This window comes from Halobellus salinus, assembly GCF_014646875.1.
In the GTDB taxonomy this organism is placed as follows: domain Archaea; phylum Halobacteriota; class Halobacteria; order Halobacteriales; family Haloferacaceae; genus Haloquadratum; species Haloquadratum salinum.
Genome location: NZ_BMOC01000010.1, coordinates 1 through 14,888, shown reverse-complemented (window position 1 = coordinate 14,888; position 14,888 = coordinate 1). Strand labels below are relative to the sequence as shown.

The 14,888-nt window shown below is 66.2% G+C and carries 16 protein-coding genes and 1 tRNA gene; 10 read left to right on the top strand and 7 right to left on the bottom strand.

All coding sequences use genetic code 11. From position 1 onward, the window contains the following. The first annotated feature begins 123 nt into the window (after positions 1-123). Positions 124-723 carry a dTMP kinase gene (tmk, locus tag IEX72_RS08850; RefSeq protein ID WP_188787024.1) on the top strand — a complete coding sequence of 200 codons (600 nt, stop codon included), beginning with the start codon at positions 124-126 and terminating at the stop codon, positions 721-723. Between the two features lie 61 nt (positions 724-784). On the opposite strand, the gene IEX72_RS08845 is transcribed toward tmk, so the two are convergent. Beyond that, positions 785-1,105: a hypothetical protein gene (locus IEX72_RS08845; RefSeq protein ID WP_188787023.1), complete on the bottom strand. Its 321-nt coding sequence runs from the start codon at positions 1,103-1,105 to the stop codon at positions 785-787. Between the two features lie 47 nt (positions 1,106-1,152). Then, positions 1,153-1,386: an Lrp/AsnC ligand binding domain-containing protein gene (locus IEX72_RS08840; RefSeq protein ID WP_188787022.1), complete on the bottom strand. Its 234-nt coding sequence runs from the start codon at positions 1,384-1,386 to the stop codon at positions 1,153-1,155. A gap of 132 nt (positions 1,387-1,518) precedes the next feature. Between IEX72_RS08840 and IEX72_RS08835 the strand changes: the two genes are divergently transcribed. Both IEX72_RS08835 and IEX72_RS08830 read left to right on the top strand, forming a co-directional pair. Continuing rightward, complete coding sequence (locus tag IEX72_RS08835) at positions 1,519-2,202, top strand: potassium channel family protein (RefSeq protein ID WP_188787021.1); 684 nt, start codon at positions 1,519-1,521, stop codon at positions 2,200-2,202. Then, entirely contained in the window at positions 2,202-2,432 is a 231-nt protein-coding gene (locus IEX72_RS08830; RefSeq protein ID WP_188787020.1) for an Lrp/AsnC ligand binding domain-containing protein, read from the top strand. Before IEX72_RS08835 ends, IEX72_RS08830 begins: the two co-directional genes overlap by 1 nt. A 10-nt stretch (positions 2,433-2,442) precedes the next feature. Here the strand turns inward: IEX72_RS08830 and IEX72_RS08825 are convergent, their stop codons facing one another. Beyond that, the gene (locus IEX72_RS08825; RefSeq protein ID WP_188787019.1) at positions 2,443-2,952 is read right to left on the bottom strand and encodes a DUF5813 family protein; all 510 of its coding nucleotides are present in this window, start codon (positions 2,950-2,952) and stop codon (positions 2,443-2,445) included. Between the two features lie 305 nt (positions 2,953-3,257). On the opposite strand from IEX72_RS08825, the gene IEX72_RS08820 reads away from it, so the two are divergent. Beyond that, complete coding sequence (locus tag IEX72_RS08820; RefSeq protein WP_188787018.1) at positions 3,258-3,632, top strand: 30S ribosomal protein S8e; 375 nt, start codon at positions 3,258-3,260, stop codon at positions 3,630-3,632. Positions 3,633-3,659: 27 nt separating this feature from the next. Here the strand turns inward: IEX72_RS08820 and IEX72_RS08815 are convergent, their stop codons facing one another. Both IEX72_RS08815 and IEX72_RS08810 read right to left on the bottom strand, forming a co-directional pair. Continuing rightward, positions 3,660-4,664: a phosphate uptake regulator PhoU gene (locus IEX72_RS08815; protein WP_188787017.1), complete on the bottom strand. Its 1,005-nt coding sequence runs from the start codon at positions 4,662-4,664 to the stop codon at positions 3,660-3,662. Between the two features lie 291 nt (positions 4,665-4,955). Beyond that, positions 4,956-6,161 (bottom strand): KaiC domain-containing protein, encoded by a 1,206-nt coding sequence (locus IEX72_RS08810; RefSeq protein WP_229663801.1) that lies wholly within the window; start codon positions 6,159-6,161, stop codon positions 4,956-4,958. A 190-nt stretch (positions 6,162-6,351) separates the two neighbouring features. On the opposite strand from IEX72_RS08810, the gene IEX72_RS08805 reads away from it, so the two are divergent. The 4 genes from IEX72_RS08805 to mptA all read left to right on the top strand — a co-directional run bounded on the left by IEX72_RS08805 (position 6,352) and on the right by mptA (position 10,360). Further along, positions 6,352-7,176: an NAD(+)/NADH kinase gene (locus IEX72_RS08805; RefSeq protein WP_188787015.1), complete on the top strand. Its 825-nt coding sequence runs from the start codon at positions 6,352-6,354 to the stop codon at positions 7,174-7,176. 206 nt (positions 7,177-7,382) lie between these two features. After that, complete coding sequence (locus IEX72_RS08800; RefSeq protein WP_188787014.1) at positions 7,383-8,627, top strand: NAD(P)/FAD-dependent oxidoreductase; 1,245 nt, start codon at positions 7,383-7,385, stop codon at positions 8,625-8,627. Between the two features lie 173 nt (positions 8,628-8,800). Further along, a complete protein-coding gene (locus IEX72_RS08795) occupies positions 8,801-9,247 on the top strand; it encodes a DUF7124 domain-containing protein (RefSeq protein WP_188787013.1) in 447 nt (148 codons plus the stop codon). A 180-nt stretch (positions 9,248-9,427) separates the two neighbouring features. Further along, positions 9,428-10,360 (top strand): GTP cyclohydrolase MptA, encoded by a 933-nt coding sequence (gene mptA / locus IEX72_RS08790; protein WP_188787012.1) that lies wholly within the window; start codon positions 9,428-9,430, stop codon positions 10,358-10,360. 31 nt (positions 10,361-10,391) lie between these two features. On the opposite strand, the gene IEX72_RS08785 is transcribed toward mptA, so the two are convergent. Both IEX72_RS08785 and IEX72_RS08780 read right to left on the bottom strand, forming a co-directional pair. After that, entirely contained in the window at positions 10,392-11,213 is an 822-nt protein-coding gene (locus tag IEX72_RS08785) for a TrmB family transcriptional regulator (protein WP_188787011.1), read from the bottom strand. Positions 11,214-11,305: 92 nt separating this feature from the next. Then, positions 11,306-12,973: a DUF255 domain-containing protein gene (locus tag IEX72_RS08780; protein WP_188787010.1), complete on the bottom strand. Its 1,668-nt coding sequence runs from the start codon at positions 12,971-12,973 to the stop codon at positions 11,306-11,308. A 199-nt stretch (positions 12,974-13,172) separates the two neighbouring features. On the opposite strand from IEX72_RS08780, the gene IEX72_RS08775 reads away from it, so the two are divergent. Together IEX72_RS08775 and IEX72_RS08770 are read left to right on the top strand one after the other, a co-directional pair. After that, positions 13,173-13,673, top strand: coding sequence for an FxsA family protein (locus IEX72_RS08775; protein ID WP_188787009.1), 501 nt, complete (start codon positions 13,173-13,175; stop codon positions 13,671-13,673). A gap of 560 nt (positions 13,674-14,233) precedes the next feature. Beyond that, a tRNA-Ile gene (locus IEX72_RS08770) sits at positions 14,234-14,307 on the top strand. The last annotated feature ends 581 nt before the right edge of the window (positions 14,308-14,888 follow it).

Genomic DNA, 14,888 nt, shown 5'->3' with positions numbered 1-14,888 from the left:
ATACGGCCGGCCGTGGTCCGTTGCCGGTCACCACCGGCCCCGTCCCCCGCGATGACCGGCGACCGGTCACAACACTCCGCGCGGCTTCGTGAGGTTTTACTCGCACACCCGCCACGTAGGAGTATGCTCCTCACGCTGGAAGGGCTGGACGGTAGCGGCAAGACCACCGCGTGGGAGGCGCTCGCGGGGTCGCACCCCGACGTGACCTTCACCCGGGAGCCGACTAGTTCGCGGTACGGCGACGCCGTCGCCCGGTCGATGGGTGACGACGACGCCGACCCGCTTGCGGAGTTGTTTCTGTTCACCGCCGACCACGCCGATCACCTCTCGCGAGTGATCCGCCCCGCGCTTGCGGCGGGGTCGGTGGTGGTCTCGGACCGCTACTCCGACTCGCGGCTGGCCTACCAAGCGGCGTCGTTGTCGGACTCTCGACTCGCCGACGACCGCGACCCCCTCTCCTACATCCGGGCGGTCCACGAGCCGTTCTCGCGACCCCCGGACGCGACGATCTACCTCGATATCGACCCCGAGACCGCTGCCGCGCGGGCGGGCGCAACCAACAAGTTCGAGCGCGCCGCCTACCTCGAAGACGTCCGGGAGAACTACGAGCGGCTGATCGACGCTGACCCCGACCGGTTCGTGCGCGTCGACGCCACCCGATCCGAATCAACTGTCGTCGACGCGGTCGAACGTCACGTCGAACGGTTGGTCGACGGCGCGTAGCCGGGCGCGGGCGGTCCACAGCGTTCGGTCGCACGCGGACCGCACCCGTTCGAGCCGGGTGCTACGTCCGTTCGGGCAGGTCGTACTCCTCTGGTGCGGGCACGTAGAGCGTGTCGATGGTGAACCCCAGCGCCAGAGGGAGTCCGACTGCGACCCCGAGAAACGCCGGCGGTCGCAGGTCGAGTCCGCCGTCGATCCCCAGCACCCCAAAAAAAACCAACGAGGTCGCGAGAAGCACCACCGGGATGGCCAGAAACGAGTACACGACGTACCCCCACTGTGTCTCGAGCCGGAGCCGGAAAAACCGGGTCGTCACCGCCGCGAGCAGGGTGTGTACCAGGAGGACGACCCCGAACGCAACGAGTCCGACGACCGATACCATATGCTGCGTACGGGTGCGGAGAACTTTACGCGTTCGGCTTCGGTCCGCTACTCGTCCATCGCGATGTACGTTTTGGTGTCCATCACCGATTCGAGGTTCCGAATCCCTGTCGAGGCAGTGCTGAGCACCTCGTACACCTCCGCAGCGTCGGCCTCAGCGACGATGTCGTATCCACCGGCGACGACGTGCGCCTCAACCACGGAGTCGAGCGCTCGGACCGTCTCCAAGAGCCCCTCGGACTCGCCCGGTCCGGTCTCGATCATCACGAACGCGTGAACCATACACCGCGGTACGTGACACCACGGCATAGAGTTTGCGCCGTCGTTCGGTTCCACCGACGCTGGCGGCCGCGGTCAACGACCCGACGACCGCCCGGAGAAACATTATTGACACCCGCCGGCGTACCACGTCGTATGCGGTTCGTTATCATTGGTGCAGGTCGTGTCGGACTCCGGACGGCCCGTGTCCTGCGGGAGGAAGGGCACCAGGTCACGCTGGTCGAACTCGACCGCGACCGGGTCGAACACGCCCGCGACGCCGGCTTTGAGGTGATACACGGCGACGGCTCTCGGGAGGAGGTCCTCCGCGAGGCCGGAATCGAGGACGCCGACGGGCTCGGGGCGCTCACGAGCGACCTGAATGTCAACTTTGCGGCGTGTTCGATCGCGAAGCACAACCGGACGTGGACCGTTCTCCGGGTCGACGAGGACTACCGCGAAGGGGTCTACCAGGCGTACGCCGACGAGGTTGATGAGGTGGTCTACCCCGAGCGCCTCGGTGCGATCGGCGCAAAGAACGCGCTCCTCGGCGGGTCGATCCGCGCGATTGCCGACGTCGCCCAGCATCTTCAGGTGGTCCTCATGACCGTGACCGAGGCGTCACCGATGCGGGGCTACACGATCGAGGAGGTCCAACTTCCCGCCAACGCCACCATCATCGCGTTCGGGAAGGCTGAGGAATCGATGGGGCTGCCGCTGTCCGACGACACCTTGGCGGTCGGCGACCGGTTGGCCGTCCTCGCGGACTTCGATGTTCTGGAGGAAGCCAGACAGCTGATCGTCGGCGAAACGCTCGCGCCAGAAGGGGGGACGGCCTGATGATCACCGCCTACGTGATGGTGAAAGCGTCCAGCGGCGACGTCGGCCGACTGAAACGCGAGATGGCAGCGGCCGACGACACAGTTGAGGGTGTCAGCGTCGTCGCTGGCGACATCGACTACATCGTGAAGCTCCGCGTCGACGGCCCGAGCGACGTCAAGGCGGTCGCCGCGTCGATTCACGAGATGGTCGGGATCGAAGACACCCGGACCTACATCGCGATGGACTAGCCCCGGCCGCCTACAAGGGCGTCCCGCCCTCGCTGCCGCCGGCGGCGTCGGTCGCCTGCCGGACCAGAAGCGTCACCGGCTCGGTGTACTCGTACCCGGGAACGATGCCCTCAACGTAGGTCCCCTCGACGTACTCCACGACCGCGACTGCGTCGGCGGCCGCTCGAGTCGCGTCAAGGTCCCGGAGTTCGACCGCTACGACCGCCTCGTCGCCGTCCTGGCTGACCGACACGCTCCCGTCGTCGCCGCGGATCGCGCCGTCGACGTCGCCGATCCGGAGCTCGAACGTCTCGAACCACCCCTCCTCGACAACCGGCGCGACCGCGTCCTCGGTCACGGCGTCAAGCATCGGCACGGCCACGGTGACGTTGAACACCACGGCTCCCCCGTCAGCATCGATCTCGACACTCCCCTCGAACGCCGTCGTCCTCACCGCGTAGGTGCCGTCCTCGCTCGGCTCGAACGACTCGTTCGCCCCGGCGGCGCGCCGGGCCCGCTCGATGGTGTCGGACTCGCTCATTACCATCCCATAGGGATCGTAGCGTCAAAAGCGGCTCGTGTCGGTTGTTCCGGTGGGAACGGCCCGAGTGACGACACTCGTTTCCGCCTGCGGCACAATTAAGTGAACCCCGTTGTTTGTGTCACGTGACGCTTCGTCTGGAGGGCCGAAGCGTCAGCGGGGACCAATTCAGGGCGGCAGCGGCCGTCCGGGCTGTTCCCGGACGGCTGCTTCCATTTCGCCGTTAGCTCCCGAGTCGCAACCACACGCCATCCGGCCGCGGCTCCTTCGAGTCATTCAAGTACTCACCGCGTCGAAGGCTCCGTATGAAGGATCAGGGACGCTCAAAACGGAAACGCACTGGGGGCCGCCGCCGCCGGTCGCACAAGAAAACCCGCCACCAACTCGGCCGCGAACCATCGGAGACCACCGTCGGGGAACCACGGTTCCAGGTGGTTGACGCCCGCGGGACCGGGACGAAGGTCCGCGCGCTCTCGACGGACACCGCCCAGGTCGCAGACGACGGCGATGTGACGACCGCGACGATCGAAGACGTGGTCGAGAACCCCGCAAACGTCAACTACGTCCGCCGGAACATCGTCACGAAAGGCGCCATCGTTGAGACCACCGAGGGTCGGGCGCGCGTGACCTCGCGACCGGGCCAGACCGGCCAGGTCAGCGCTGTCCTCCTCGACGAGTAGCGGTCTCCGCACAACGCGCACTGACGCCTACGGCGTCGGCGCCGCCTTCTGCAGCGCGGTCTCGGCGACGTTGCCGCCGTAGTCCGCGCTCCGCGACACCGAATCCACGATGAGCCCCAACAGGTGCGCCCGTGCGGGGTCGAGACTGCGAAGGAGTTCATCGATCCGTCGCGCCCGCTCGTTGATCTCGTACACCGACTCCCTGGCCTCGTTCGCCAACCGAGTGGCCTCCTCGGTGTCCTCCGCGAGGAGCGCGTTCATACCGCCGTCGATCGTCGATTGCGCCTCTTTGTGGAGCTCCGAGACCGCGTTGACCACCTCGTCCGGAACCGGATCCTCGAACTCCAGCGTGAGGTGGGCGATCTTCGCGGCGTGGTCGGCGACGCGTTCGAGTTGGCGCGCCGCGGACTGGTAGTCGAAACACACCTCGCGGGGGAGTCCAAGCTCTTCTGCGGCCTTCGGGGTCCGGAGCGTCGCCCGGAAGATCCGCGAGACCACCATCCACAGCCTGTCAATGTCGTCGTCGCGTTGGATCACGTCCCGGGCCATGTCGGCATCGAGTTCCGCGAGGGCGTCAACGGCGTCTCTCAGCATAGACAGGGAGATGAGGCGCATCCGCCTGACAGCGGTGTGAATCGACAGTTCTGCCGAATCCAGCAGGTCACGGATCACCACCTCGTCTCTGGTCTCCTCGAGCACCTCTAAGCCGACGAGGCTCTGGGTGGCCTCCCGGACGGTCCGACGCTGGGCTGTGGTGATCCGAGAGCTCTCGAGTGAGATGATGTCGAACCCGCTGACGTACATCGTCATAACGGCGCGGGTCAGTTCGTCGCTCGTGAGGTCGGTGATGTCGAGCGTCCCCTCGGTTCGATCCTCTTTCCCGTCGGTTGGAGCCAAAAAAAGCGAGTCGCCCTCCGGGTAGAACTCGACGGTGCTCCCGGCCGAGACGTCGTTCGCGGTCGCCCACTCTTTCGGAATCGAAACCGTAAACGTCGAACCACCGGTTACCTGGACCTTCCGCGTTTCGACCATACCCGCGGTTGCTGACGCCACAGTATAAACCTGCCCATATATATAGAGAATCCCAGCCGCCACCCCGGCCCAGCGATGGGTGAACCACAGCGACGATGTGACAACCCCCAACAGACGCGGCCTCCCAAAACTCCACATAACCGTTGAGAGAGGACAGAACGGACGGAATGACGGGCCGTAGATCCCGGAGTAGCCGGGCGGATGTGACCGACTCCGGAAGCGGTCGAATACATAGCAAAAAGTTAGATATATATTACTATTTATTTTTGGATGGCTCGGCGCCACCGGCGATCAGAAGATGTTGGCCTGTCGGTAGACACTGATCCCCTCGTTAGTCAGGTCGTATGGTTTCGTCTCCCGGGAGTGGTTCGCGTCACGGATCTTCTGGATCTCGATTGCGAGCCGGGTCTCCCGGAAGTCGCTGGGGCGGACGTACTGGAGCACGAACACCGCGTCGGCGAGGTACTCCACAATCCCGAACCGCGAGGCGTACGCGTGATCGCGGTCCGCCTCCGACGTCAAAAGGGTGGTGACCCCCGCCTCTTTGAGCGACCGCGCGAACTCGAACACCTGGCTCCGCCGCTTCGGCGCGCTCTCGTACATCATCTCGAGCAGTGACACCGAGTCGAGTACCAACCGGTCGGCGCCGAACGCTTCGATCAGGTCCGGGAGGTCGTTTTGGATGCTGTCAAGACTGTTCGCCATCTCGATCGGATCGATGTCGATAATCGCCAGCCGGTCGTCGTCCGCGTACTCCCCGAACCCCCACCCCTTTTCGTCAGCGGTCGCCACAATCCGATCGTACCCCTCCTCTAAGGTGATGTAGACTGCATCCTCGCCCTGCGTGAGCCCGTGGTGGAGAAACTGGAGCCCGAAGGTGGTCTTCCCGGTCCCGGCCGACCCGATCGCGACCATCAGCGACTGCTCGGGCACGCCGCCGAGGATCATCTGATCCAGCCCTCCGATCCCGATATCGAGCCGGTCGAGGTCAGACTCGAACTCCCCGTCCCGGTCGAACGACGCCGGTTCCTCCCCGCCAACGCCACCGAACCCGAACTCGTCGTTGCCACTCCCGAAGGGTGAGCCGGTCTCTTCGCCACTCCCGCCACCGAACGGGTCGGAGCCGCCGCCCCGCCCGCCTCCGCCGGTCGGTGATCGGCCGACGTCCGGATCGGGGGCGTTCTCGAACGCCGACTCGAAGTCCTGCTCGAACTGGCTGTCGCCGTCGTCGCCATCGCTGTGGGTGGTCCCATCGCTGACGTTATCCTCGCCCCCGCCGTCGTGGTCCGCTGCAGCCGTGTCGCCCTCGTCACGGACGATGCCGCCCTCGCCGTGCGTGCCGCGTCCGGCACTGTCTGTGTCGTGCGCGTCGTCTTCCCCGGCCGCCGCTTCCTCTGCGGTGTCGGTCTCGCTGTCGCTCGAATCCGCCGCCGACTCGGGACCCGCCTCGTCGTCCTCGCGGAGCGCACGCTCGAACCAGTCGTCGTCGTCACTCACGCCAACCACCCGCCCCTGCGACCGGGTTGTGCCGCTGAATTCGGGTTGCTCGCCCCGCGCCCGACCGGGTGCGTTCCATCGCGTGGTCAAGTTCACGGCCGGGGCGGGCATCAATGTTGCCCGTGTGACCCGGACTGTCCCGGGTCCGCGACCGAGCCCTTTTGACCGGGTGCGGCAAACCCCTACGGGAATGCAGGTTGCCATCGTCGCACAGTGGGGTAACGACCGAACCGCCGGGCTGGCGGCCGACATCCGAGACCGCCTCCGCGAGGCCGGGGTGTCGGTGTGGCTCGATGACGCGACCGCCGAGCGGTTCGAGGCTGAGGGGCGGCCGGTCGGGGAGTTTCACGCCGCCGACCTGGTGGTGAGCATCGGAGGCGACGGCACGTTCCTGTTCGCCGCCCACGGCGCGGGTGACACGCCCATCCTGGGTGTCAACCTGGGCGAAGTCGGGTTTCTCAACCCGGTCCGCCCGGACGATGCGGTCGACGCGGTGCTGGCGCAGGTCCGGCAGTTCCAGGCTGCGGGGTCGGTCCCAACCCGGTCGCGGCCGCGGCTCACAACCCACGGGGACGGGTGGACGCTCCCGCCGGCGGTCAACGAGGTGGTGGTACAGGGGCAGCGCCGCGGCCACGGCGGTGGCGCCGACCTCGCGGTTCAGATCGACGGGTCGGCGTATTCGCGTGGCCACGCCGACGGCGTGTTGATCGCGACCCCGACCGGGAGCACTGCGTACAATCTCAGCGAGGACGGTCCGCTCGTCCACCCGGGGGTGTCGGGGTTTGTCGTCACAGGAATGGCGGCCACACGCGGGATGCCGCCGCTTGTCGTTGACGCCGACTCGATCGTGTCGGTGTCGGTTGAGGACGCCGCGGAAGCGGTTGTCGTTGTCGATGGGCGGATCCGCGAGCGGGTCGAAGTCCCGACGGAGGTGACCGTCAGGGCCGGGGAGGAACCGCTCCGGACTGCCGGGCCCGCCTCGGACTTCTTCGAGGCCTTGGAGAAACTGGATTGACACCTTCCCGCTCCGGAGCGCGGGGCCTTCTCCTCACGTTTCGGGTATAACCACTGGCCACCGACCGCGGCGCCGGCGCGCGGCTGTCGAATGCACACATGTCTCACCCGACAGCTTGAGTTTCGTTGCCCCCGCCGGCCGCTCGTCACACGCTCGTCCACCCACGTATAGCAATCCACATTAACCCCGAAGCCAAACCGCAGGATATGACTCAGTCGTACGTGATCATCGGCGACGGCGTCGCAGGCAGCTCCGCCGCCGAAACCCTTCGGGAGGAAGAGCCCGATGCCAACATCACCGTCGTTACTGACGAGGGCGAGGCCCTCTACAACCGGATCCTGATCAAGGAGTTCGCCAAAGGGAAGCTCCCGGAGGCGCCCATCTCGATTCACGACGAGTCGTGGTACGCCGACCGCGATATCGACCTCGAACTCGACACGCTGGTCGTGGACATCGACGTCGACGCCCACACCATCGAGACCCACGAGGGTGACGTCCACGAGTGGGACAAACTGCTCGTGGCCGCCGGCGGGACCCCCACCCAGTTGCCGGTCGAGAACTCCGACGCCGACGGCGTCCACCACTTCTGGACGTTCGAGGACGCGCGGTCGATCAAGTCCCACATCGAACAGGCCGACTCCTCCGTCGTCGTGGGTGCGGGACTGCTCGGGATCGACCTCGCCGCGATCACGGCCGCCCAGGACGTCGAGGGGAAGTATCTGATGCGCGGAAACTGCTGGTGGCGCTACGCGCTGTCGGAGCAGGGTGCGGAGATCATCCACAACGCGCTCCGGGAACGCAACGTCGAACCCGTCTTTCAGTCGGGCGTCGACCGCTTCGAGGTCAACGACAGCGGCCGCGTGACGACGGCAATTGACCCCAACGGCGACGAGTACGACGCCGACTTCGTCGGGATCGCCATCGGGTTGGATTTCAACACCGAGATCATCCAAGACACACCCATTGAGGTCGACGACGGCATCGTCGTTGACGAGTATATGCAGACCAACCAACAGGACGTCTTCGCCGCGGGCGACATCACCGAGTTCGAGGATCTCATCCTGGGCGAGCGCGGCCAAAACGGCGCGTGGGGCTCCGCGAAAGAGCAGGGGTCGATCGCGGCACAGAACATGGTCGACTACGGCTCCGAACCCTTCGAGTGGGTGTCGTCGTATTCGATCACCCACTTCGACTTCCCGTTTCTGTCCTTCGGTCACCCGACGCTTGGCGACGACGAGGCCGAGGCGAAATACTCCGATTCCGAGTGGCGGCGGCTGGCGTTCAAAGACGGCCGGATCGTCGGCGGCGTCCTGATCGGCGACCTCTCGCCGCAGACGAAGTACAAACAGCTCATGCGCGAGCGACGCCGGGTCGCGGGTCAAAAGGACGTGCTGATGCAGCAGACCTTCGAGCTCGACGACCTCGACGCCCCCGAGACCGCGGCCGAATAGCACCGCTCGCCCCCGGCACTGACTCCGGCACCGGCACTGACTCCGGCACCGGCACTGACTCCGGCACCGGCACTGACTCCGGCACCGGCACCGGATCGAGCTGACGGGGCGCGCGGCGGCGACACCCCGCCACAGACCGATGCTGTTTTCGTCCGGAGACCGGTAGCGGTTGTATGAGCAACGACGCTTCGTCGGGTGGCGGCCCGGGCGGCGGTGACGCCGACATGACCTTGGCGTTCGAGTTGGGGGCGCTCCAAACCCTCGCAGACCCGGGCGCGGTGTTCAACGACGCCAGGCAGTGGACGGAGTATGTCGGCGTCGTGAGCGAAAAACCCACGTACGTCGTGACCAACTTCACCCGGAAACACCGGATCAGACAGGACTTTTTCTCCGGTCCGCGCGGGGTCGTCGAGAGCCTGGGGAACGTGAAAGAGCAGTTCGACACCGACCGGCACGTCCTCGTCGGAACAGCCGACGACGACGCCGCAGCCGCCGAGTCAGCCGAGTGGGAGTATCTCCCCGTCGACCGGGCCGCGGACGCCGCGGGGTGGGCTGTCGCGGACGGCGACGACGACTCCGAGGATCTCTTCAAGGAAAGCGACCGCGACGACTGGCCCTGACGCCGCCGTCCGCCGGGCGTCCAGCCGGCGCGGGCGTGGCGCCGGTCCCCGGTCTGCGTCTCCACTACCTCCGTATCGACTCTCGATACGACCCTCCGGGCTCGACCCCGGCTCCGGCGACAACCCTCTCGAGAACCGTTAACGAAAGCGTTAATCAAACTGGGTCCCTCCCGTTTCACGATGAGTCACCAGCTGCCTGACGTACAGGCGAGCCAGCCCGACATCTCCGTCGGCTTGAGTCAGGTCGGCGTGACGAACGTCGACAAACTCGTCAAGATCGCTCGTGACGGCAAGCGACCCTTTGTCCTGATGGCCGACTTCGAGGTCTTCGTCGACCTCCCGAGCGGCCGGAAGGGAATCGACATGAGCCGGAACATGCAGGTCATCGACGAGATCCTCGAAGACGCGGTCTCGGAGCCGACCTACCGCGTTGAGGACATGTGCGGCGACGTCGCCGAGCGGCTCCTAGAGAAACACGACTACACCTCGACCGCCGAGGTCCGTATGACCGCGGACTTCGTGGTTCGGGAGGACACTCCCGCGAGCGAGCTCCCGAGCCAGAGTACGATCACCATCGTCGCCAGCGCGGAGGCGACCGAGGAACGTACCAGAGCCGAGATCGGCGCCGAGGTCGTCGGGATGACGGTCTGTCCCTGTTCGCAGGGTATGTCGGCGTCCCGCGCCCGTGACGTGCTGCGCGATCTCGACATCGACGCCGAAACCATCGACGAGTTCCTCGAACAGGTCCCCCAGCCCGGCCACTCCCAGCGGGGCCACGCCACCCTGACGGTCACCGCCGACGGCTCCCCCGAGGTGGATCTGATGGACATCGTCGAGATCGCACGCGACTCGATGTCCGCCCGGATCTACAACCTCGCGAAGCGCCCCGACGAGGACTACATGACCTACCACGCACACGCGGACGCGAAGTTCGTTGAGGACTGCGTCCGGTCGATGGCCGAGCAGGTGGTCGAGGAGTTCGACCACCTTCCCGACGACGCGGTCGTTCACATGAAACAGTCGAACGACGAGTCGATCCACCAGCACAACGCCCACGCCGAGCGGGACGTGCCGGTCGGGCGCCTCCGAGACGAACTCGACGGCCGGATCTGATCGGCGGCCACACTGCCGGCCGCGTCAACGCCTACTCCTCTACCAGCGCTGACAACGGGAGCGGCTCGGCGGCCTCCCACTTCGGATCAAACATCCCGCGGACGTTCGCGGCGAACTCCGGGTCCTTCAGGTCGATCACGGCGAACGCCTCCCCCGGGTCTAACGGGTTCGGGACCTCGATACACACCTCGGCGTCGTCGATGAGCTCGAACGTTCCCGAAAGCCCTGGCGCCGTCCGGGCGACGAACGCGTCGTGGTTCGCGAGGCGCTCGGTGTACACGCCCCCGATCCCGGCGGGCAGCAACGCGATGAGGTCCGGCTCCATCAGAAGCGAGACGTCGACCCCGCGATCAACCGCCGCCTCCAACTCAACGGCGACCCGCTCGCCGACCGTGCCGAAGTCGAACTGCGGGGACACGCCGCCGGCGACGACCACGAGCGACTGTTCGGCCGCCGCCAGCCGCTCGACCAGGAGGTCGACCGACGCCTCGGCCCCGACCGCCGCGGTCCAGAACTGGCCGTCGATCGGGGCGGTGGCCTCCAGGTCCGCAGTGAGTTCCTCAACCGCGGCCTCGTACTGGTCGATCCGGGTTCGGAGCTCCTCGCGCTTGCTCTGTAGGAGCCGGTCCAAGGCGGTGTCGGGTTCGACCGCGGCGTACTTTTTCGGCCGGCCAGCGGTCTGGCTCCGCACCAAGCTGTGTTGCTCCAACGCGTTCAATACGTCGTAGATCCGACCCATCGGCACGTCACTGGCCTTGGACAACTCCTTTGCGGTTGTCGGACCGGTTCGGAGTAGCGACCGGTACACCCGCGCCTCGTACTCCGACAGCCCAAGATCTCTGAGGTCAGCCACGGCCGACGTTCCACACCCGTGGTAAAAAAACACGTCGGAAGTTCATTTCTGGAGTCGCCCGGTGGCGACACTCCGGCTCACTCGCTCGCGTGTCAGCCGTCGGTGAGCGCGGCGACGGCGTCGAGGAGCTCCTCGGGGGCCGTCGCGTCGCGGCGGTCGGCGCCACGGTGGATGGTCGCGACTCCTTCGGGGGTGTTGGGGGCGGCGGGCACAACGACGGCCTCGTGGTCTGCGACCCGGAGCCCGGCGCGGTGGAGGTCGCTCCCGGCGCCGTCACCGACGGCAACGACGAGGTTCGGGCGGGTCAGCCGCGACGCCACCGAGCCGTACCCCGCGACCTGGACCCCGAACCGGTCCCACGCGCCGGCGAAGGCGGCGACTGCGTCGTGGGCGGCGGCGGCGTAGTCGTCGCTCCGGTGGCCGTCGCTATCGGCCTCGGGGTCGTCGACGACGTCGGCCACTGCAGCGAGGTCGACGAGCGCGTCGGCCACCTCGACGGTCCCGTCGAGCGGCCTGAGCGGTTCTGACACCAGGCCGACGCCTTGCGGCGGTCCGTCGCGGAACGCGCCCGCCGGCTCCTGCAGCGTCTCGATCGCTTCGTCGGCGACGGTCCCTGCGACGGTCAGCGGATCCACCGGGAGCGCGTCGGGGCCGAGCACCTGTCGGGCCGTCGCGAACGCGGCGATCACCCGGGCGTGGTCCTCCAGTAGCCCCGCCGGCGGGTCCGGGTCGTCGGCTCCCACGTCGCTTGGCGCGATGTGTGACACGACGCCGTCGTCGACGAATGACTCCTCGAGCGTTCGCAGAACCCGCTCGGCGTACTCCCGAGACGCTTCGTCGTCGGTGTAGGCCGCGACCGTGAGCAGCGCCTCGGCGGCCAGCGCGTTTCCGCCGGCGTACCCGGTGTGGTCGCGGCGGGGCTCGCTGTCGTCGTCGGGCGGGGCGACGCTTCCCCCGAATGCGGCCCCGTTCCAGAGCCGATCGGTCAGGAACTCCTGTGCCCCCGTAGCGGGATTCAAGAGCGACTCCTCGCCGGTGTAGAGGTACCCATTGGCGAACGCTCGGATCAGGGCGGCGTTGTCGGTCAGGAGCTTCTCCCTCTCGGGCTCCGACCAGTCCCGCGCGGCGGCGTACCGGTAGAACCCGCCGGCGTCGTGGTCGATGAGCGACTCGGCGATCGCGCGCAGTGTCTGGGTGGCTTTCGGTCGGTCGCGCTTCAGCGCGAACTCCACGGTTTGCGGGAGGGGAAACTTCGCGTCGTCGCCCCACCCGCCGAACCGGTCGTCCCACTGTTCGTCGAGTTGCCCCGCGAGGTGCTCTTCGATCCGCTCGTCGACGGTCCCGCCGGGCGTGGGGTCGCCGGCGAGCGCCCGCGGCACCCGACCGGCGTCGTCGCCGCGGTCGGCCCACACCTCGCGGACGGAGTCAAGCACCTGGCGCATCCCGTCGGGGCCGAGGTAGCCCGCGCCGGTGATGACGTCGCCGTCGGGCGTACAGAAGACCGTCGAGGGGAACCCGCCCATGTTGTACCGCTCGCGGATCCGCGGGCGGCGGTCGACGTCGACTCTAACGGGAACGAACCCGTCGTTGACGTTGGCGGCGATCCGCGGCTCGGCGTAGGTCTCCCCGTCCATCTCGTGACAGCTGTCACACCAGGTGGCGGTCAACGAGAGCAGTACGGGCCTGTCGGCCGAGCGTGCCTCCTCGAACGGAGCCGCCCCCCATCCCCGCCACTCGACGTGTGTCCGACCTGCGGTCATACGCCCGTTCGGGTTCGGTGGCGGGTAAGGGCTTCGAGGGGTCGTCGTCCCGAGCGACCCCCGGGTTGCGGTTGCTGGCCCGACACCCGCGGAGACGCGGGGGCTTTCGGGATCCGCCTGTTCCCTTCACCACAGTCGTCGCTCGACCCACATCCCACCGGGACACAAGGGCTATGAACGACCACCGCAAAACCGAGATATGCGCACACGCTGGGTCATCGCGATCCTGCTGGCGATCCCGCTCGTCGATACCCTGCTTTTGCTCCCGGTCGCGGGAGCCATCGGGTTCGTCCCGACCGTTCTGCTCGTCGTGCTCACCGGCCTCGTCGGGATGCTCCTGGTTCGCGCCGAGGGCCGCCACACCCTCGGAAAGCTCCGGCGGAAGGCCGCCACGGGGGAGGTGCCCACGAACGAACTCCTCGACGGCGGGCTCTTGATCGCGGCGGGGGCGTTCCTCCTGACGCCGGGGATCGTGACCGACGCGCTCGGGTTCGCGCTGGCACTCCCGGTGACTCGGTATCCGATCCGCACGGTGCTGAAGCGGTACGTGGTGACGCCGTACCTCGACCGGGCGACCGGCGGGTTCGTCTCCGGCAACGTCTGGGTCGGCGGGTTTCCCGACGCCGACGCCGACGCCGAAGCCGACGACGTGGTGAACCTCGATCCCGAGGAGTACGGCCGGTCGGGCGACGACAGTTAATAATACCGACCGTCGTGGTGGCAGTGTTCAGATGAGGGCGGTGCGACTGGAGACACCTCGAAAGCCCCGCTTCGCTTGAGTCGGGGAGCTCGCTGCGCACGCTCCCTGCGATCGTGTGCTTGTGCCGCCCGCCTTCCTTCAGCGAAGCGCCCATTTCAGTCCCCGCCGGCGACGGCCGGTTAGCCAGCCGATGGGCGGGACTGATACTGTCGGCTATAGTCGCGTGACGTATTTCGACACCCCGGGGTGTCGAAAATCTTCACGGAGTTATAGCCGACAGTATGAAACGGGCCGGTCGCTCGTCAGCCGAGACGACGTAAGCACCGCAACGTAGTGAGGAGCGCAGCGAGTCGCAGGCGGGGAGGGACCTGCGGTCCCTCCGGCAGCCGGCGCAAAGTGCCGGCGACGGCGAGCGACCGGGGGCTTTCGAGGTGGTCACAGGGTCACCTGAACACCACCGTCGTGGTCGACTACTCGATCCGTACGGCTCCTAGATGGCGGGCGTTGCTGAAAGGAAACCCTTAAAATCCTCATCGAACTACCCATAGATGCGCTCGCCTGGGCCAATAGCTCAGTCAGGTTGAGCGCTCGGCTGATAACCGGGAGGTCCACGGTTCAAATCCGTGTTGGCCCACCTACAACGCTCACGGTCTTTGGCCGTGGCGTGTTAGGGGCCGGGAACTCCCCAGCCACCTAATTCCGTTGGACTAACTCCTGAATAGAAGCGCATATCTCTTATTGGTTGAACCGTCGTTCTCACGCACCTCTATGATGTCCGTCGATTCTGCTTTGCCGCCTCAATGAAGAATAATTAAAAGACTTACTAAGATGTTTGTTACAGCATTTTTAGAGTGAATTGTTCACTGCAGGGGAGCTACGAATCGTTTGGTACAGGGAACTCACAAGTGGATTGGTTCAAGAAGTCCAGAGACTGGTTGACGTGTCAAAAGACAATTCATCGACAGCAACGTCTTTTTACATTATCGGCATAAAAGCGCAGTTGTGACGCACTGCCCCTATTGTGAGCGAGACCTGAGTAAGGGAGATATTCAGTTTGACGGTGTACCAACAGATACGAATGCCAACGCACACGTTTGTGGCTATTGCGGTGCTGTACTCGGCATATCGAATGTGAATATCTAACTCCACGGCTCCATTGAATCACTAGACAGCGTCGGGATAGGCCGGTAAATCAAAGTAGTTGAAGCGGGTGAG